This is a genomic window from Bacillus cereus (assembly GCF_002567495.1).
Classification (GTDB): Bacteria; Bacillota; Bacilli; order Bacillales; family Bacillaceae_G; genus Bacillus_A; species Bacillus_A cereus_AQ.
In genome coordinates this window covers 29,116-50,228 of record NZ_NVAP01000012.1, presented here as the reverse complement: position 1 = coordinate 50,228, position 21,113 = coordinate 29,116, and the positions used below count along the sequence as shown (strand labels likewise).

The following is a 21,113-nucleotide window of genomic DNA, read 5'->3' as shown; positions in this document are numbered from 1 at the left end:
GCAGAAAAATATGAAGTTATTTCATACAGCGGATTGGCATTTAGGTAAGCTTGTTCATGGCGTATATATGACTGAAGATCAAAAGATTGTATTAGATCAGTTTGTACAAGCTGTTGAAGAAGAAAAACCAGATGCTGTAATTATTGCAGGAGATTTATATGACCGAGCAATTCCACCTACAGAAGCAGTAGACTTATTAAATGATGTATTACAAAAAATAGTTATTGATTTACAAACACCAGTTATTGCGGTAGCTGGCAATCATGATAGTCCGGATCGTATCCATTTTGGAAGTAGTTTAATGAAAAAACAGGGATTACATATTGTAGGGCAATTTCAATTCCCATATGAACCTGTGGTACTAAATGATGAATATGGAGAGGTTCACTTCCATCTAATACCGTATGCAGACCCAAGCATAGTTAGACACGTGTTGAAAAATGAAGACGTACGTTCCCATGATGATGCGATGCGTATTTTTATGAATGAACTCTCTGAAACGATGGATAAAGAAGCTAGACATGTATTTGTTGGACATGCATTTGTAACTTCTTCAGGAGAAGCGGAGGAGAATACAAGTGATGCAGAACGACCACTTTCAATTGGTGGTGCTGAATATGTAAATAGTCATTATTTCGATAAGTTTCATTACACAGCGCTTGGACATTTACATCAAGCGCATTTCGTACGTAATGAGACGATTCGATATTCAGGTTCACCACTTGCCTATTCGATTTCTGAAGAGAAACATAAAAAAGGTTATTACATTGTAGAACTGAATGAAACTGGTGAAGTAGCAATTGAAAAAAGGTTACTTTCACCACTTCGTAAAATGCGAACAGTAGAAGCGAAAATAGATGATTTATTACAGCACGCAGTAAGTGAAGATTACGTATTTGTAAAATTATTAGACGAAAACCCTGTCTTACAGCCAATGGAGAAAATACGATCTGTATATCCAAATGCAATGCACGTTGAAAGAGCGATACAAAGGCGAGAGCTTACAGATACAAATGAAGTAACTGTTTCAAGACATAAAACGGATGATTTATCTCTTTTAAAGGCTTTTTATAAAGAAATGAAAGGGTTAGATTTATCAGAAGAGAAAGAACGCCTATTTATAGATGTATTACAAACAGTGCAAGAACGGGAAGGTGAACGAGGATGAGACCGATTCAGCTTATTATGACAGCGTTTGGGCCATATAAACAGAAAGAAGTAATCGATTTTGAAGATCTTGGAGAACATCGTATTTTCGCTATTTCTGGGAATACGGGAGCTGGAAAAACAACGATTTTTGATGCGATTTGTTATGTGTTATATGGTGAGGCTAGTGGAGAAGAACGTAGTGATACGAGCATGCTTCGAAGTCAATTTGCTGATGATGATGTTTATACAAGTGTAGAATTAACCTTTCAGTTAAAAGGGAAACGCTATGAAATAAAACGACAACTTGGACATAAAAAACAAGGGAATAAGACCATTACAGGACATGCGGTAGAATTATATGAAGTGATTGATGGAGAAAACGTTCCAGCCGTTGATCGTTTTCATGTAACAGACGTAAACAAAAAAGTGGAAGATTTAATTGGGTTAAGTAAACATCAATTTAGCCAAATTGTTATGTTACCACAGGGGGAATTCCGAAAACTATTAACATCTGAGACAGAAAATAAAGAAGAGATTTTACGTCGTATTTTTAAAACGGATCGTTATAAATTAATGCGTGAGTTACTTGATCAAAAGAGAAAACAATGGAAAGACGTTTTACAAGAAAAACAAAAAGAGAGAGAGCTCTATTTCCGTAATGTTTTTAAATTACCAATCCGTGATGGAGCATTATTAGAGACATTAGTGGCACAAGAACATGTAAATACGCATCAAGTAGTAGAAGCGTTAGAACAAGAAACAACAGTGTATAAGGCAGAGGTTGAGCAATTACAAGTAGAACAAGATGTTCAAACGAAGCAATTAAAGGATGCAGAAACACGTTTTCATGCAGCAAAATCTGTAAATGAGAAATTTACAGATTTACAACAAAAGAATGAAAAATATAACACTTTACAAGAGAACCGTGCAGTAATTGAAATGAAAGAAAAATCTTTTAAACGTGCAGAACAAGCAAAGCGCTTATTACCATTTGAACAATGGTATGAAGAAGCACTGCAAAATGAGCAGAAAGCTGAAAGTTTGTTAAAACAGATAATCGTCAAACAAGAACATATAATGAATAGTTTTGAACTTGCTCAGGAGAAATATGAAGTAGTAAAGAATAAAGAAGCTGAACGAGAAGAGGCTAAAAAACTTGTTCAAAGATTAGAAGAGTTACAATCAATCATTGAATCATTAGCTGAGAGAAAGTTGAATTTGCAAAATGCCGAAATTCAAATAGGGAAATTAAAAGGAAGTATGCAAAAGCTGGATCAACAACTAGAAGAGCATACAAACCAAAAACAAAGAATGTCTGGTGAATTACAGCAATTAGAACGAGCACTTGAGCAATATGTAGCTAAAGTAGAAGAACTAACGAATATGCGAGAAGATGCAAAAGTTTTAAAGCAAGCATATGATGTTTGGCAAGAAAAACAAAAATTTGAGCAAGAAAAAGAAGCGGCAAATAATAAAATGCAAGTGGCAGTTCGTGCATATGAAAATATGGAACGCCGCTGGTTAAGTGAACAAGCTGGTATTTTAGCTCTTCATTTACATGATGGTGAATCTTGCCCGGTATGTGGTAGTGTGGAACACCCACAAAAAGCTACAGAGCAAAGTAATGCGATCGATGAAAAAGAGTTAAACGATTTAAGAGATAAGAAGAACATTGCTGAAAAATTACATGTGCAAGTAGAGGAGAAATGGAATTTCTATCGACTACAATATGAACAGGTGATAGAAGAAGTTGTAAAGCGCGGTTACAACTCGGAAAAATTAGTTGAAACATATAGTGCGCTTGTTCAAAAAGGAAAACAATTAGCAGCAGACGTTAATACGTTAAAAGCAAGTGAAGAAACACGTAAGCAGATTGCTGCGAACATGAAAAGCGTAGAAGAAAAAATAGAAGAACTTCAGAAACAAAAACGGGAAGTAGAAACAATGCAGCACCGTACAGAAATGGAGTGCATGCAGCTTCGTACGTCATATGAACATGATAAGCGAAATATTCCAGAAAACTTACAAACAGTACAAGCTTGGAAAGTACAATTTGACCAAGCTATGCAGGAACTCAAGTTAATGGAGGACGAATGGAAGAAAGTGCAGGAAGCGTATCAGCATTGGCAAAATGAAAATATACGTATTCAAGCAGAGCAGAAAGGTGCTTCTAATCAATTTGAAAGTGCAAAATTGAAGAAAGAAGAGACTTTCGCACGCTTTATGAAAGAACTAGAACAAAGCGGATTTACAGATCAATTCACGTATAAAGAAGCTAAATTAAGCGATGCCCAGATGGAGATGTTACAGAAAGAAATTCAAGGTTATTATTCATCGCTTGAAGTGCTTGCAAAACAAATTGAAGAGCTAAACTCAGAATTAAAAGATAAAGAATATATGGATATTACATCGCTAGGTGAACACATAAAAGAACTAGAAATTAATCTCGATATAATTAAAGAGAAACGTCAACGGGCGCAAAATGCGGTAACATATATTTCTGATTTACATGAAAACATTAGACGTATTGACGAACAAATTCACGAGGAAGAAAAAGCCTTCCAAGAACTTGTTGATTTATATGAAGTAATGAAAGGTGATAACGAAAGTCGTATATCATTTGAACGTTACATCTTAATTGAGTATTTAGAACAAATTGTTCAAATTGCAAACGAACGACTACGTAAATTATCAAATGGACAATTTTATTTAAAACGAAGTGAACGAGTTGAAAAAAGAAACCGCCAAAGTGGATTAGGCTTAGATGTATATGATGCATACACTGGCCAAACACGTGATGTAAAAACATTATCCGGCGGAGAGAAATTTAACGCATCACTTTGCCTAGCGCTTGGAATGGCAGACGTCATTCAAGCATATGAAGGTGGTATTTCCATCGAAACGATGTTCATCGATGAAGGGTTCGGTTCATTAGATGAAGAATCATTAACGAAAGCAGTTGACGCTTTAATTGACTTACAAAAATCAGGCCGATTTATCGGTGTCATTTCACACGTTCAAGAGCTGAAAAATGCAATGCCAGCTGTATTAGAAGTAACGAAGCAGAAGGATGGGTGTAGTCAGACTAGGTTTGTGGTGAAGTAAGCTTAGAGAATGGAGTAAGGAATCTACCGATACTTTTAGTATCGTATGTAATACAACAAAACGTNNACGTTTTGTTGTATTACATATCTATGAATTATCTGTAGAAGGCGGCGTATTCTCCAAACGATTATAAGCTTTAAAAGCTGAAATTGCCGATATAACCCCACCTACTAAAAATAAAGCGGATCCTCCAACTAAGATGATACGACTGACATATGTTTCCCGTGCTTCTTCAACTTCTTCTTGTAACGCTGTAGGCATATGAATTCCCCTTTATAAAAGTTGTTTTATAAATAGTATATACAAACGACTAAAATGTGTTAAAATAACTGATGGTTTTATGCAGTGGGTAATTAGATGAATAGGCAGCAAGTGGCTAAATAAATCTTCATCACAAATTTATGCGAACTTCACATAGAGCACATATTAACATTGTATTATGTATATGTACCAAATAAATAAAGTGAATGTAGGTTCTGTTTTCAAAAATTTAAAATCCTTTTATTTCTATATGAAAGTCTTAAACGAGGGTTTTAAAAATTTTGGAAATAGATCTTATGAAAATGGAATTTATATAAAAGGGGAATGTCTTATGACAACATATACGAGTGAAATGAAAAAAACTTTAGTTTCAGAAGAAGATGTAGATATTTTAAAAATTATGGCGCATCCAATCCGCCTGCAAATTGTAAATGAATTAAGTACGAGAAAAACTTGTAATGTAACACAATTAACTCAATTACTGAATATACCACAATCGACTGTTTCACAACATTTATCAAAGATGAAGGGTAAAGTGTTACGAGCAGAGAGAAGAGGTTTAGAAATTTATTATCATATTAACAATTTAAAAGCGAGTAAGATTGTTAATGTTTTAGGGTATATAAACTAGTGAAGTATTTTTATATAAAATAGCCCCTGCTGTTAAGCAGGGGCTATTTTGTGTTGTTTTATGTATTTGTATTTAAAACTTTATAGTTTTTATGATTTACAATTGTTCGATCAAATTCAAAAGTACCACCGCTTACATTTGTAATTTCAACTAAGACCGATTCAGTATAAAGTTTTAGTACAGAACCTGTAATCTTTAAATTATTTCGTTGAAAAAGTATAGTATCCCCTACGTTTGCTTTCATAGTACCTCCTCATTAAAGACAAAAATATTTTTTTATTATATATATTAAACCACGGATAGATATATTAGTGAATATTTAGTTTTATTTATTTTTTAAAAATTTGTGATTGTATAAAAAATACGGTGCATCGAAGTATAAAATTTTTTCTGTTTGTATAGGGAAATTAAAATTTAGCAATTTAGCAATTGTATAACAAGAGACATAATTTTTATAAAAGAAGATGATAAAACAGTTGTAAGTTGTATTGAAGCTAAACATTATAAAAGCTATTTATGTATTTAATCAGTAGTTTTTTGTATTTCGTCCCTCGTTTTCTGTAACTGATTCCATGTTTTTGACGCTCTGTCTTGTAAGTGCTTACATAAGCGGAATCATCTTATACAATGAAGGTGTTAAATCAAAAGAGGTGACCAAAATGAACATAAAAAAAGTAAATTTAGCGAATAGCATTGAAATAGAAAGAGGAGGCGGAAAGGTATGAAAAAATCAACTGTTAATCCATGGTTGGTTGTCCTAGGCACAGTTATAGTACAAATGGGGCTTGGGACAATATATACATGGAGTTTATTCAATCAGCCTTTAGTTAGTAAATACGGTTGGAGTCTTAACGCTGTTGCGATAACTTTCTCAATTACTAGTCTTTCTTTAGCATTTTCAACTTTATTTGCGAGTAAATTGCAAGAAAAATGGGGACTTCGTAAACTTATTATGATAGCTGGATTAGCATTAGGACTAGGATTAATACTTAGTTCACAAGCGTCCTCATTAATATTGCTTTATGTACTAGCAGGAATTGTTGTAGGGTATGCAGATGGTACAGCATATATCACTTCACTATCAAATTTAATAAAGTGGTTTCCAGAGCGTAAAGGTTTAATTGCTGGTATTTCTGTCTCTGCATATGGTTCAGGTAGCTTAATCTTTAAATACGTTAATGCACAGTTGATTGAATCAGTTGGTGTATCGCAAGCATTTATATACTGGGGTTTAATTGTTACAGCTATGATTGTAATTGGTGCTTGTTTAATCCATCAAGCTGCAGATCAAGGAGCAGTTCATGAAACAAAAACTAAGGAATACACAACGAAAGAAATGTTAGGCACAAAACAAGTATACTTATTATTTATAATGTTATTTACATCATGTATGAGTGGCTTATACTTAATTGGTATGGTAAAAGACATTGGTGTTCAACTTGTAGGACTTAGCGCAGCAACAGCAGCTAATGCGGTGGCTATGGTTGCAATCTTCAATACATTAGGTCGTATTATTTTAGGACCGTTATCGGATAAAATTGGTCGTTTAAAAATCGTTACTGGTACTTTTGTTGTTATGGCGAGTTCAGTCTTAGTTCTAAGTTTTGTAGATTTAAATTATGGTATTTACTTTGTATGTGTAGCAAGTGTAGCGTTTTGCTTTGGTGGAAATATCACTATTTTCCCAGCTATTGTTGGTGATTTCTTCGGTATGAAAAACCATAGTAAGAACTACGGAATTGTGTATCAAGGATTTGGATTTGGGGCGCTTGCAGGTTCCTTTATCGGTGCACTTCTAGGTGGATTCAAACCAACGTTCATGGTGATCGGTGTATTATGTGTCGTGTCATTCATTATCGCAATTTTAATTCAAGCACCTAAACAGAAAAAAGAACAAGAAGAAGAGTATCACAGTGTAGCATAAGTATATAAATCTTCTATAACACTATGATTACGAAAAAGCATCCTATTCTATTAAATAGGGTGCTTTTTTTTATGAGCTATTGTAACGAGGTTACATTTCTTATTGGATTTTTATAGATGTAAAAGTGAGTGGAATACCTATTTGGATTATATTGGAATATAATAAATTGATACATCGTATTCGAAATATATATTAAATCTTAAATAATAAAGAAGACATTCATTAGTATTTGTAAGATATATTTTCAGAAAAATATTGAGAAAATATATAATTGAATTTTTCATAAAGCATTGTAAATGAACGTATCAATAGTTTAGCTTCTTCAATTTTTAAAAGAGGAGTTTGAATTTTATTTATAATATAAGTACTTTTAGTGTGTTTAGATATGATTTTATTAAGAAGAATTTAATTACTTTATCTGAAAAATAAAAAAAGATTGACAAGTTTATTGAGAAACATTATCATTTCGGTGTAAGGTAGTAAATGAAAAATATTATCAATAAAATGGATTTTAAAGTAATACACACTTGACCAATTAGTTTAGTAAGTGTATTATTTTTTACAACACAAGTGATAATGAATATCAATATCACTTGTGACACTTAATAAAATTCATGTTTATGTGAAAGGATAGGGAAAATGAGCTTAGGGGAATTTGATGGGAAAATAGTTTTAGTAACAGGTGCAGCACAAGGGATAGGCAGTGTTGTTGCCAAAATGTTTTTAGAAAGAGGAGCCACAGTTATTGCGGTTGATCAAAATGAAGAGGGATTAAACGTACTTTTAAATCAAAATGAATTAAATAAAACACGTATGAAAATGTTTCGTTTAGATGTGAGTGATAGTGCTGCTGTTGAAGACATGGTAAATCATATTGTAAATGAAATAGCGCCAATAGATATTTTAGTAAACGTTGCAGGGGTTTTACGTATGGGAGCAATTCATTCGTTAAGTGATGAAGATTGGAATAAAACATTCTCTGTAAATACTACAGGGGTTTTCAATATGTCCCGAGCGGTAAGTAAAAATATGATGTTAAGAAAATCAGGGGCAATTGTGACAGTCGGTTCAAATGCGGCAAATACGCCGAGAATGGAGATGGCTGCGTATGCTGCGTCAAAGGCTGCAACGACGATGTTTATGAAATGTTTAGGACTAGAGCTTGCGGCATACAATATACGCTGCAACTTAGTTTCTCCAGGTTCTACTGAAACTGAGATGCAAAGATTACTATGGGCTGATGAGAATGGAGCTAAAAATATAATTGCTGGTTCTCAACATACATATAGACTCGGAATTCCATTACAAAAAATTGCACAACCTTCAGAAGTTGCTGAAGCAGTGTTATTTTTAGCCTCAGATAGAGCAAGTCATATTACAATGCACAATTTATGTGTCGATGGCGGTGCTACGTTAGGAGTTTAATAAAAATTCAGGAGGTTATTATATTATGAATGAACATATAGCTGTAAAGGAATTGTCAGAAAAACTTTTAGAAGATTATAAGACTGAATCTTCATTCTTTTTTGCTTCACCAACTCGAACTATATTAGCAGAAGGAGAGTTTACTACAGTAAAGCATCGTGAAATTGAAAATTTCCCAGAGCTTGTGCAAGCGACATTAAGTAATGCGAAACAAGCTGGAAATCCAAATCCTATCGTTGTGGGTGCTTTGCCATTTGATCGTAGAAAAGAAGTTCAACTTATGGTACCAGAATATAGTAGAATTTCTGAGCGTTTACAATTGGATACAACAAATCAGCTTGAAACAAATGAGAACGTAACATTTGAAATGACGCCAGTACCAGACCCTGAAGTTTATATGAATGGTGTGAAGCAAGGAATTAAAAAAATACAGGACGGTGATTTAAAGAAAATCGTTCTATCTAGATCGTTAGATGTTAAATCTTCCGAAAAGATTGATAAGCAAAAACTTCTGCGAGAATTAGCAGAACATAATAAGCATGGTTATACATTCGCTGTAAATTTACCGAAAGATGGAAATGAGAAAAGTAAGACGTTAATTGGAGCAAGCCCTGAATTACTTGTTTCACGTAATGGTATGCAAGTAATTTCTAATCCGTTGGCTGGTTCAAGGCCACGTAGCGAGGATCCAGTAGAAGATAAAAGAAGAGCAGAGGAATTACTTTCTTCTCCAAAAGATTTACATGAACATGCAGTAGTAGTGGAGGCGGTTGCCGCTGCGCTCCGTCCGTACTGTCATACGTTACATGTACCAGAAAAACCATCAGTTATTCATAGTGAAGCAATGTGGCATTTGTCTACAGAAGTGAAAGGTGAACTTAAAGATCCAAATACTTCTTCTTTACAATTAGCGATTGCTCTTCATCCTACGCCAGCAGTTTGCGGAACGCCGATGGAAGAAGCGAGAGAGGCTATTCAAAAAATTGAGCCATTTGACCGTGAATTCTTTACAGGAATGCTAGGATGGAGCGATTTAAATGGAGATGGAGAATGGATTGTTACAATTCGTTGTGCTGAAGTGCAAGAAAATACACTTCGTTTATATGCAGGAGCTGGAGTTGTTGCTGAGTCAAAACCAGAAGATGAGTTAGCAGAAACATCAGCTAAGTTCCAAACAATGCTAAAAGCTTTAGGATTAAGAGATATTTCACTTAATGAAAAATAGGGGGAAGAAAGAATGCTAGTAGGTTATACGGAATGGCCAAAAGAATTTGCAGATCGTTATCGAGAAGAAGGATGCTGGCTTGGTGAAACATTTGGTGGAGTGTTAAGAGAGCGTGCTGAAAAACATGGAGATCAAATTGCTGTTGTAAGCGGTGATACGCATATAACGTATAGTGAACTTGATAAAAAGGTAGATCGTTTAGCTTCAGGTTTACTGAATTTAGGAATAAAGAAAGAGGCCCGAGTTGTAATTCAGTTACCTAACGTTATAGAGTTTTTCGAAATATGCTTTGCACTATTTCGAATTGGAGCGCTTCCTGTTTTTGCACTGCCTTCACATCGAAGCAGTGAAATTAGTTATTTTTGTGAGTTTGGCGAGGCGAGCGCTTACGTTATTTCAGATAAGGCTCTAGGCTTTGATTACAGAAAACTAGCAAGAGAAGTAAAAGAAAAGGTGCCTACTTTACAACATGTAATCGTAGTGGGGGAAGAAGAAGAATTTGTGAGTATAAATGAACTTTATATGGATCCCGTTCCATTACCAGACGTTCAGCCAAGTGATGTTGCGTTTCTCCAATTATCAGGAGGAACAACAGGACTTTCTAAATTAATTCCTAGAACACATGATGACTATATTTATAGTTTACGTGTTAGCGCTGAAATTTGTAATTTGAATACAGAAAGTGTCTATATGGCAGTTCTTCCAGTAGCACACAATTACCCGATGAGTTCCCCAGGTACATTTGGAACTTTCTATGCGGGTGGAAAAGTAGTGTTGGCAACTGGAGGGAGTCCAGATGAGGCATTTGCACTTATAGAAAAAGAAAAAGTTACGATTACCGCTCTCGTTCCGCCATTAGCAATGATATGGCTTGATGCTGCATCTTCTCGTAATGACGATTTATCAAGCCTAGAAGTTATTCAAGTAGGTGGTGCTAAGTTTAGTGCTGAAGTTGCAAAACGTATTCGCCCTACATTTGGATGTACGTTACAGCAAGTATTCGGTATGGCAGAAGGATTAGTGAACTATACAAGATTAGATGATCCGGAAGAAATAATTATTCATACGCAAGGTAGACCAATGTCTGCATTCGATGAAGTACGAGTTGTTGATGAAAATAATAACGATGTAAAACCTGGTGAAGTAGGTAGTTTATTAACACGAGGTCCATATACAATTCGTGGTTATTATAAAGCAGAAGAGCATAATGAACGGTCATTTACAAAGGATGGATTTTATCGCACAGGTGATCTTGTAAAAGTAAATGAACAAGGATACATCATTGTAGAAGGAAGAGATAAAGATCAAATTAATCGTGGTGGTGAGAAAGTTGCTGCGGAAGAAGTTGAAAATCATTTATTAGCACACGATGCGGTCCATGACGTAGCAATTGTATCTATGCCTGACGATTATTTAGGTGAACGCACTTGTGCTTTTGTTATAGCTCGCGGACAAGTTCCAACTGTAAGTGAATTAAAAATGTTTTTAAGAGAACGTGGTATAGCGGCTTATAAAGTTCCAGATCGAATTGAATTTATTGAATCATTCCCGCAAACAGGTGTTGGAAAAGTAAGCAAAAAAGAGTTACGTAAAGTCATTGCAGAAAAACTTATTACAGTAAAACAATAATAAAAACCGGAAGGAAGTGATTAGATGGCTATCCCATCTATTTCAGTATACAAAATGCCAATTGAATCAGAACTACCAAAAAATAAAGTGAATTGGACACCAGATCCGAAACGTGCAGTACTTTTAATTCATGACATGCAAGAATATTTTCTTGATGCATATAGCGATAAAGAATCACCAAAAGTAGAACTTATTTCAAATATTAAGGTGATAAGAGAAAAATGTAAGGAACTTGGTATCCCAGTTGTTTATACAGCGCAACCTGGTGGACAAACGTTAGAACAACGAGGGTTATTACAAGACTTTTGGGGTGACGGTATTCCTGCTGGACCAGATAAAAAGAGAATTGTGGATGAACTTACTCCTGATGAAGATGATATATTCCTAACGAAATGGAGATATAGTGCATTTAAAAAGACAAATCTATTAGAAATGTTAAATGAACAAGGAAGAGATCAACTCATTATTTGTGGTATTTATGCGCATATTGGCTGCCTTTTAACAGCTTGTGAAGCATTTATGGATGGTATAGAGCCGTTCTTTGTAGCAGATGCAGTTGCTGATTTTTCATTAGAGCATCATAAACAAGCATTGGAGTATGCATCTAATAGATGTGCAGTAACGACATCAACAAACCTACTGTTAAAAGATTTACAAAGTGTAAAAGGTGATGAGAGTGAAGGAATCACTATACAGGAAGTGCATAAACTAGTTGCACAACTACTTCGTGAGCCAGTAGAAAGTATTGATATTGATGAGGACTTATTAAATAGAGGGCTTGATTCGGTCAGAATTATGAGTTTAGTAGAGAAGTGGCGTCGTGAAGGGAAAGAAATCACTTTTGCAGATTTAGCAGAACGTCCAACTGTTGCAGGTTGGTACAGTTTACTATCTTCACAAACAGCACATGTGCTGTAACAAATAGACTACATAATAAAGGGGTAGTAAAGAATGCCTAACAGTCAAAAGATTCGTCATTCGTTATCATCTGCGCAGTCTGGTATGTGGTTTGCGCAACAATTAGATCCGCTTAATCCGATATATAATACTGGGGAATATGTAGAAATAAATGGAAATATTCATCAAGACATTTTTGAATTAGCTGTACGTAAAGTTGTAATGGAAGCAGAGGCACTTCACGTTCGCTTCGAAGAGGATGAAATTGGCCCATGGCAAGTTGTTGAAGAATCACAGTTTCATATGCATTTTATTGACGTTCGTAAAGAAGAAAACCCTGAAGAAGCTGCTAAAGTATGGATGAAAAATGATTTATCTATACCAGTCAATTTGAAAAAAGATATATTATTTACTGAAGCACTTATTCAAGTTGAAAATAATCGTTTCTTTTGGTATCAGCGCATCCATCACATTGTGATGGATGGCTATGGATTTTCACTTCTTAGCCAAAAGGTAGCGAATGAGTATACATCACTTATAGAAGAAACAAACAAGAGTCAAAAGCCATTTGGTTCTCTTGCAAAAGTCGTGCAAGAAGATATTGAGTATCGTGAGTCTAAACAATTTCAGGAAAATCGTACTTTTTGGTTAGAAAAGTTTGCGGATGCCCCAGAAGTTGTAAGTTTGGCAGAACGAGCACCGAGAACATCAAATGGATTTTCACGAGAAACAGCTTATTTATCTAGTTCTAGCACGAAAACTTTACTAGAAGATATCAATATTTCGTTAACAAGTTGGCCGGAATTCATTGTCGCTGTAACAAGTATTTATATGCATAAATTAACAGGTGAAAATGATATTGTTTTAGGTTTACCGATGATGGGACGTCTAGGTTCTGTATCTATTCATACACCAAGTATGGTAATGAATTTAGTTCCACTTCGTATTACAGTAACTCCAAATATAACTCTTGCGGAATTATTGCAGCAAGTTTCTAAAGAAATCCGAGATGTACGTCGCCATCATAAATACCGTCATGAGGAATTAAGAAGAGACTTAAAGTTACTAGGGGAAAATCAAAGGTTGTTTGGACCGTTAGTGAATGTTATGCCTTTTGATTACGGACTTAATTTTGCTGGAAATCGTGGTATTACGCATAACTTATCAGCAGGACCTGTCGATGATTTATCGATAAATGTATATAAACGTTTTGATCAAAATGAGCTAATGATTCATTTTGATGCGAATCCTGAAGTGTATAATGGCGCGGAACTAGCATTGCATAAAGAAAGATTTATGAATCTATTAGAATTAGTAGTAAATAATTACGGGAAAAACGAGTCGATTGGAAAAATAAACAGCACTCTTCCTGAAGAAAATCATAAAGTTTTATTGGAATGGAATGAAACGAAGGAAGAAGATGAGTTAATCAGTCTACCTTTATTATTTGAAAGACAAGTACAAAAAACTCCAAATAAAATAGCGGTTACTTCTAACGGGAAAAAACTTACGTATAAAGAGCTGAATGAACGAGCGAATGAACTGGCACACCATTTAGTAGAAGAAGGAATACGACCAAATCAGTTTATAGCTTTAGTATTTCCGAGATCAATAGAAATGGTAGTTGGTATGCTAGCGGTCTTAAAAGCAGGTGCAGCGTATGTACCGATAGATCCAGAATACCCAGCAGAAAGAGTTAATTATATAGTAAATGATGCAAAACCAGTTTGTATCATCACACATTCATCTGTTTTATCTAAGTTAGTTATAGAAAATGATATGAAAAAAATTGTGTTAGATAACGAAGAAACGAAAGTAGCGTTACATACATATCCTCATATGAATATAGCGTTTAAGGATGATGTATCACTTTTAAACCCAGCCTATACAATATATACTTCAGGATCAACAGGAAATCCAAAAGGTGTAATTGTTCCTATGAGAGGTTTAAGTAACTTTTTAATGGCTATGCAACAAAAGTTTTCGTTAAATAAAAACGATCATTTATTAGCAGTTACAACGTTTGCGTTTGATATTTCTGCTCTGGAAATTTATTTACCGCTTATTAGTGGTGCAAGTTTAACAATTGCACAAAAAGAGGTAATTCAAGAACCTTCTGCGCTAACGACACTTTTACAAAAAGAAAGAGCAACAATTATGCAAGCTACACCGACGCTATGGCAGGCGTTAGTAACGGATTATCCAGAGAGGCTACAAGGGCTAAACATACTTGTTGGTGGTGAAGCTCTTCCAGCACATTTAGCAAGTAAGTTGAAAGAATTAGGTTGTTCAATAACGAATTTATATGGACCAACTGAAACGACGATTTGGTCTACTTTCATGGATATTGATGAAGGTGAAAATGGTATACCTCCTATTGGAAAGCCAATTTGCAATACAGAAGTGTATGTATTGGATGCGGGGTTACAACCAGTGCCACCTGGAGTTATTGGTGAATTATATATTGCAGGGGAAGGACTTGCAAGCGGATATTTAGGAAGACCTGAGTTAACAGCTGAACGGTTTGTTGCAAATCCTTATGGAGAATCAGGGAAGCGCATGTACCGTACAGGCGATCTTGTGAAATGGCGTAGTGATGGTGCGTTAGAGTACGTGAGTCGCGCAGATCATCAAATTAAAATTCGTGGATTCCGAATTGAATTAGCTGAAATTGAAACGGTATTACAACGACATGAAAACATTCAACAAGCGGTAGTAATGGTACGAGAAGATCGTCCAAATGATAAACGCATCATTGCGTATATCGTTGCAGGAGAGAAGGAACCGATTAATCTTTCAGAAATTCGTTCTTATGTTTCAGAAAGTTTAGCGAATTATATGGTACCATCGGCATTTGTTGTGTTAGAAGAATTACCATTAACGCCAAATGGTAAAGTTGATAGAAAGAAATTACCTGCTCCTGATTTTAATGGAATGAACAATGAGAGAGTTGCTAGAAATCCGAAAGAAGAAATATTATGTGATTTATTTGCAGAAGTACTGGGTGTTTCGCGAATTAACATTGATGATAATTTCTTTGAAATGGGTGGGCATTCACTTCTTGCATCTCGTTTAATGGCAAGAATTCGTGAAACATTAAGTATGGAATTAGGAATCGGGAAACTATTTGAATCACCAACAGTTGCCGAATTAGCGAAACAATTGGATCATGCAAGAAGCGCAAGACCAGCTATTCAGAAAGCAAGTAGACCAAGTGAAGTTCCACTTTCATTTGCACAGCGCAGGTTATGGTTCTTAAATTGTTTAGAAGGTCCAAGTCCTACTTATAATATTCCGCTAGTCATCCGTATGAATGGAATATTGAATGAGGAAGCATTACAAGGTGCTTTTTATGATGTAGTTGAGAAGCATGAAACACTTAGAACAATTTTCCCTAACGTATTAGGTAGTTCCTATCAGAAAATTTTAGATAAGGAAAACTTAAATCTAGAAATGATTATAACAAAAACATGTAAAGATGAATTAGAAAGTGTACTTTCAGAGGCGGTAAGATATAGTTTTAACCTCGATATTGAGCCGGCAGTTCGTTTGCAACTTTTTACAGTGAGTGAAAACGAACATGTATTACTAATTCTATTACATCATATTGTAGGAGATGGTTGGTCATTACAACCGTTAACGAGAGATTTTACAGCAGCGTATAAAGCACGATGTCAAGGTGATAGAGTTCAGCTGGAGACACTTCCAGTTCAATACGCAGATTATGCACTGTGGCAACAGCAATTGCTAGGTGATGAAACGACACCAGAGAGTCTTATTTCAACACAATTAGATTTTTGGAAGGAAGAACTTAAAGGTTTACCAGACCAAATAGAGTTACCTACAGATTTCCAGCGTCCAATTGAAACGAGTTACCAGGGGGAAACAATTCATTTTCATATAGATGAAGGTATGCATAGTAAGTTAGTAGAGCTTGCACGTAAAAATGGAGTTAGTTTGTTTATGGTGCTGCAAGCAGGACTTAGTGCACTATTTACAAGATTAGGTGCAGGTACTGATATACCAATTGGAAGTCCGATTGCTGGAAGAAATGATGATGTACTTTCAGATATTGTTGGTTTATTTGTAAATACATTAGTGTTACGTACAAATACTTCAGGAGATCCAAGTTTTAAAGAATTATTAAACAGAGTGAAGCAGGTAAATCTTGCGGCTTATGAAAATCAAGATGTTCCATTTGAAAGGCTTGTCGAAGTGTTAAATCCAGTACGAACTCGAAACAGTCACCCGTTGTTTCAAGTTATGTTAGCTTTTCAAAATACACCAGAAGCAACGTTTCATGTACCGGATTTAGAAGCAAACCTTGAAATTCAAAGTGTAGGTTCTGCAAAATTTGATTTAACATTTGAAATTAGTGAAAGTAATGGAGTTGATGGTACTCCAAACGGCTTACATGGATTACTAGAGTTTAGTACCGATTTATATAAACGCGAAACGGTTCAAAAACTAATAGAACGATTCATTTTGTTATTGGATGATGCAACGACAAATCCGGATCAATCAATTGGCAGATTAGAAATATTAACTTTGGCAGAGAAAAATACAGTGTTAGAAAAGTGGAACGGTGGTTTTCAAATTGTACCAGAAATGACATTACCACAATTATTTGAAAAGCAGGCTCATATAAATCCAAATTCTATTGCTGTCGTCTTTGAAGATGAAAAGTTAACTTATGAAGAGTTGAATAAAAAAGCGAATAAAATAGCTCGATTGCTAATAGCAAAAGGAGTAGGTCCTGATCAACTCGTTGCTTTAGCAATGCCAAGATCTTTAAATATGGTTGTAAGTTTACTTGCGGTTCTTAAAGCGGGAGCAGGTTATCTTCCGTTAGATCCAGATTATCCGTCAGATCGTATTTTATTTATGCTCCACGATGCGAAACCATCATATGTTTTAACAAATTCAAATGTGGAAATTGAATGCGATGAGGAACTGAAAATTTTAGTTGATGATGTGAAAGTAATAAAAGAACTAGAGAAATATAGTGAAGATAATATTGATGAAATGGAGCGAATGAAGCAGTTGTTGCCTTCACATATTGCGTATGTTATTTATACGTCAGGCTCAACTGGTAGACCGAAAGGCGTTATGATACCTCATCAAAATGTAGTAAGACTTTTAGGAGCAACTGATCATTGGTTCCAGTTTGATGGGAACGATGTTTGGACGATGTTCCATTCATATGCTTTTGATTTCTCGGTTTGGGAAATTTGGGGACCTTTATTATATGGAGGGCGTTTAGTCGTAGTACCACATACTGTAAGTCGCTCGCCCAAAGAATTTTTACAGCTTCTTGTTAAAGAAAAGGTTACGGTTTTAAACCAAACTCCATCAGCTTTCTATCAATTGATGCAAGCAGATCGTGAAAATGAAGAGATTGGTCAAAAATTATCTTTACGATATGTTGTTTTTGGAGGAGAAGCACTTGAGCTAAGTCGCTTAGAAGATTGGTATAGTCGACATCCTCATAACGCACCAAAGCTTATTAATATGTACGGTATTACCGAGACGACAGTACATGTTAGTTATATTGAATTAGATGAAACTATCGTCTCTTTACGAGCAAATAGTTTAATTGGGTGCAGTATACCGGATCTTAAAGTATACGTATTAGACAACTATTTACAACCAGTGCCACCTGGAGTAGTTGGAGAAATGTATGTTGCAGGTGCAGGGCTTGCGCGTGGGTATTTAGGAAGAGCAGGCTTAACTGCAGAACGGTTTATAGCAGATCCATTTGGTAAGCCAGGTACAAGAATGTATCGTACAGGAGACTTAGCTCGCTGGCGTAAAGATGGGACGCTAGATTATATAGGGCGTGCAGATCACCAAATAAAAATTCGTGGATTCCGAATTGAATTAGGAGAAATAGAAGCGGTAATAATGAAGCACCCTGAAGTTGAGCAAGTAGCTGTTATTGTACGGGAAGATCAGCCAGGGGATAAACGGTTAGTTTCTTATATTGTTGCATCAAATAATGAAGTGATTGATACGAATGAAATGCGTCAGTTTGCTAGTGGTAGTTTACCAGATTATATGGTTCCATACGCTTTTGTAGTAGTAAATGAGTTGCCTTTAACTCCAAACGGAAAATTAGATAGAAAGGCATTGCCAGCTCCAGAATTTATCGCATCATCTTCTAGTCGTGGTCCAAGAACACCGCAAGAAGAAATGTTATGTGACTTGTTTACAGAAGTGTTAAGTGTGCCTCAAATTGGAATTGATGACGGATTCTTTGATCTTGGTGGCCATTCACTTCTTGCAGTGCAGCTTATGAGCCGCATTAAAGATGCGCTTGGAGTGGAACTAAATATTGGTACTTTATTTGCAGCACCTACTGTTGCGGGATTAGCTGAAAGACTTGAAATGGGGAATGGCCAAAGTGCACTGGATGTGTTGCTTCCATTACGAGCAAGCGGAGACCAATTACCACTATTTTGTGTACATCCAGCAGGTGGATTAAGTTGGTGCTATGCAGGACTTATGAAATCTTTAGGCACAGATTATCCAATCTACGGTGTACAGGCGCGTGGTATCGCTAAAAATGAAGAACTTCCAAAAAGCTTAGAGGAGATGGCGGCGGATTACTTGAAACACGTTCGTGAAGTACAGCCTTACGGACCATATCGTTTACTCGGTTGGTCGCTTGGAGGAAATGTTGTGCATGCAATGGCGGCGCAACTACAAAATGAAGGGGAAGAAGTAGAATTACTCGTTATGCTTGATTCTTATCCTGGACACTTCTTACCAAATACGGAAGCGCCTACTGAAGAGGAAGCGTTAATCGCATTACTCGCTTTAGGTGGGTATGATCCAGATAACATGGATGGAAAACCACTTACTATGGAAAGTGCAGTTGAAATCCTTCGTAAAGATGGAAGTGCATTAGCAAGTCTTGAAGAAGAGACTATATTGAACTTGAAAGAAACATATGTAAATTCAGTAGGGTTGTTAGGAAAATATGTACCGAAAGTTTATAACGGAGATATTTTATTCTTTAGGTCTACTGTTATACCAGACTGGTTTGATCCTATTTCTCCAAATACGTGGCTGCATTATTTAGACGGGGAAATCGTACAGCATGACATTGATTGTAGACATAAAGATTTATGCCAGCCAGGTCCACTTACGGAAATTGGACAAGTGCTAGCGAAATATTTGCAGAATAAGAAAGGGGTAAGTAGAGTATGACGAATCCGTTCGAAAATGATAATTACAAATATAAAGTATTAATAAATGAGGAGGGCCAGTATTCTCTCTGGCCTGCTTTTCTCGATGTACCTATTGGCTGGAATGTCGTATATGAAGAAGCTAGTAGGAAGAGCTGCTTAGAATATGTTGAATATAACTGGAAAGATTTGAATCCAAAAAGTAATCAAGTTCGCGAAAAAACATTAGCAGGAAAACGATAATGAAAGCAAAACTAAATCCAAAAGTAGTTGTAAGTATCGTTTATATAACAGCGATGTTTATGGCTGCGATGGATGCAACGATTGTGAATGTAGCACTGCAAACGATAAGTAAAGAACTACAAGTACATTCATCTGCAATGGGGACGGTTAATGTTGGGTATTTAGTTAGCTTAGCTGTTTTCCTTCCGATTTCTGGTTGGTTAGGAGATCGATTTGGTACGAAAAGAGTATTTTTAATTGCTCTTTTCGTATTTACAATTGCCTCTGCTTTATGCGGAATGGCTAACGATATTACTTCATTGAATATTTTTCGTATCATTCAAGGTGCTGGTGGAGGACTGTTAACACCGGTCGGAATGGCGATGTTATTCCGAACATTTTCACCAGAGGAAAGACCGAAAATTTCTCGGTTTATTGTACTTCCAATAGCTGTTGCACCAGCAATTGGTCCTATCATCGGTGGCTTCTTTGTAGATCAAATGTCTTGGCGTTGGGCATTTTATATTAATCTACCGTTTGGTATCGTGGCATTGCTATTTGGACTTCTATTTTTAGCAGAGCATGTTGAAAAATCAGCGGGTCGCTTTGATTCTCTTGGCTTTATTTTATCAGCACCAGGATTTGCGATGCTCATATATGCACTCAGTCAGGGACCGTCAAAAGGATGGATTTCTCCAGAAATTATGAGTACTGGGATAGCTGGGGTTGTATTCATTACATTGTTCATAATCGTAGAACTGAAAGTAAAGCAACCGATGTTAGATTTACGCTTATTAAAAGAACCAGTCTTTAGAAAAATGAGCCTTATTTCATTATTTTCATCAGCTGGTTTACTAGGAATGTTATTTGTTTTTCCACTTATGTATCAAAATGTGATAGGAGTTTCCGCGCTGGAATCAGGTCTTACGACATTTCCAGAGGCGATTGGATTAATGATTTCTTCACAAATTGTGCCATGGTCATATAAGAAATTAGGAGCTCGAAAGGTAATTTCTATTGGATTAATTTGTACGGCGGTTATCTTTGTTTTATTAAGTTTTGTAAATCATGATACGAATCCATGGCAAATTCGGGCATTATTATTTGGCATAGGGATTTTCTTAGGTCAATCAGTTGGAGCGGTTCAATTTTCTGCATTTAACAATATTACGCCGCCTTCTATGGGGAGAGCAACTACTATATTCAATGTGCAAAACCGATTAGGTTCAGCAATAGGAGTAGCTGTTTTAGCTAGTATACTGGCTGGTTTTGGAAGTAATCATGCTCAATCTGAGTTTTTACCATATCAAGCAGCATTAATTGGATCAGCAATATTTTTACTCATAGCACTACTATTTTCTTTACGTATTTCCGATAAAGAGGTAATGTCAAAGAAGAAAGCAAAAACATTATCTGTATCAAAAAAAGAGAAAGCACTCGTCAATGAATAACAAT

General features: G+C 35.7%; 13 protein-coding genes. 11 read left to right on the top strand and 2 right to left on the bottom strand.

From position 1 onward, the window contains the following. Positions 1–10: 10 nt before the first annotated feature. Both COK05_RS06330 and COK05_RS06325 read left to right on the top strand, forming a co-directional pair. Positions 11–1,168, top strand: a complete 1,158-nt coding sequence (locus COK05_RS06330) for an exonuclease SbcCD subunit D (protein WP_098611898.1) — start codon at positions 11–13, stop codon at positions 1,166–1,168. Further along, entirely contained in the window at positions 1,165–4,254 is a 3,090-nt protein-coding gene (locus COK05_RS06325; protein ID WP_098611897.1) for an AAA family ATPase, read from the top strand. The genes COK05_RS06330 and COK05_RS06325 overlap by 4 nt, the downstream gene beginning before the upstream one ends. An 87-nt stretch (positions 4,255–4,341) precedes the next feature. Here COK05_RS06325 and COK05_RS31265 read toward each other — a convergent pair whose 3' ends face one another. Next, positions 4,342–4,515, bottom strand: coding sequence for a hypothetical protein (locus tag COK05_RS31265; protein WP_016081721.1), 174 nt, complete (start codon positions 4,513–4,515; stop codon positions 4,342–4,344). Positions 4,516–4,846: 331 nt separating this feature from the next. Here COK05_RS31265 and COK05_RS06315 point away from each other — a divergent pair, with 331 nt between their 5' ends. Next, the gene (locus COK05_RS06315) at positions 4,847–5,146 is read left to right on the top strand and encodes an ArsR/SmtB family transcription factor (RefSeq protein WP_098611896.1); all 300 of its coding nucleotides are present in this window, start codon (positions 4,847–4,849) and stop codon (positions 5,144–5,146) included. A 58-nt stretch (positions 5,147–5,204) separates the two neighbouring features. Here the strand turns inward: COK05_RS06315 and COK05_RS06310 are convergent, their stop codons facing one another. Continuing rightward, positions 5,205–5,390, bottom strand: a complete 186-nt coding sequence (locus COK05_RS06310) for a YkvS family protein (protein ID WP_000646793.1) — start codon at positions 5,388–5,390, stop codon at positions 5,205–5,207. 477 nt (positions 5,391–5,867) lie between these two features. Between COK05_RS06310 and COK05_RS06300 the strand changes: the two genes are divergently transcribed. The 8 genes from COK05_RS06300 to COK05_RS06260 all read left to right on the top strand — a co-directional run bounded on the left by COK05_RS06300 (position 5,868) and on the right by COK05_RS06260 (position 21,109). Further along, positions 5,868–7,070, top strand: a complete 1,203-nt coding sequence (locus tag COK05_RS06300; RefSeq protein WP_098611894.1) for an L-lactate MFS transporter — start codon at positions 5,868–5,870, stop codon at positions 7,068–7,070. 639 nt (positions 7,071–7,709) lie between these two features. Beyond that, a complete protein-coding gene (dhbA, locus tag COK05_RS06290; RefSeq protein WP_098611893.1) occupies positions 7,710–8,495 on the top strand; it encodes a 2,3-dihydro-2,3-dihydroxybenzoate dehydrogenase in 786 nt (261 codons plus the stop codon). A 25-nt stretch (positions 8,496–8,520) separates the two neighbouring features. Next, positions 8,521–9,720, top strand: coding sequence for an isochorismate synthase DhbC (dhbC, locus tag COK05_RS06285; protein ID WP_098611892.1), 1,200 nt, complete (start codon positions 8,521–8,523; stop codon positions 9,718–9,720). Between the two features lie 12 nt (positions 9,721–9,732). Then, entirely contained in the window at positions 9,733–11,349 is a 1,617-nt protein-coding gene (locus tag COK05_RS06280; RefSeq protein WP_098611891.1) for a (2,3-dihydroxybenzoyl)adenylate synthase, read from the top strand. 24 nt (positions 11,350–11,373) lie between these two features. Beyond that, the gene (locus COK05_RS06275) at positions 11,374–12,267 is read left to right on the top strand and encodes an isochorismatase family protein (RefSeq protein ID WP_098611890.1); all 894 of its coding nucleotides are present in this window, start codon (positions 11,374–11,376) and stop codon (positions 12,265–12,267) included. Positions 12,268–12,300: 33 nt separating this feature from the next. Beyond that, positions 12,301–19,458: an amino acid adenylation domain-containing protein gene (locus tag COK05_RS06270; protein WP_098611889.1), complete on the top strand. Its 7,158-nt coding sequence runs from the start codon at positions 12,301–12,303 to the stop codon at positions 19,456–19,458. Beyond that, positions 19,455–19,679, top strand: coding sequence for an MbtH family protein (locus COK05_RS06265; RefSeq protein ID WP_098611888.1), 225 nt, complete (start codon positions 19,455–19,457; stop codon positions 19,677–19,679). Before COK05_RS06270 ends, COK05_RS06265 begins: the two co-directional genes overlap by 4 nt. Then, positions 19,679–21,109 (top strand): MDR family MFS transporter, encoded by a 1,431-nt coding sequence (locus COK05_RS06260; RefSeq protein ID WP_098611887.1) that lies wholly within the window; start codon positions 19,679–19,681, stop codon positions 21,107–21,109. Before COK05_RS06265 ends, COK05_RS06260 begins: the two co-directional genes overlap by 1 nt. The last annotated feature ends 4 nt before the right edge of the window (positions 21,110–21,113 follow it).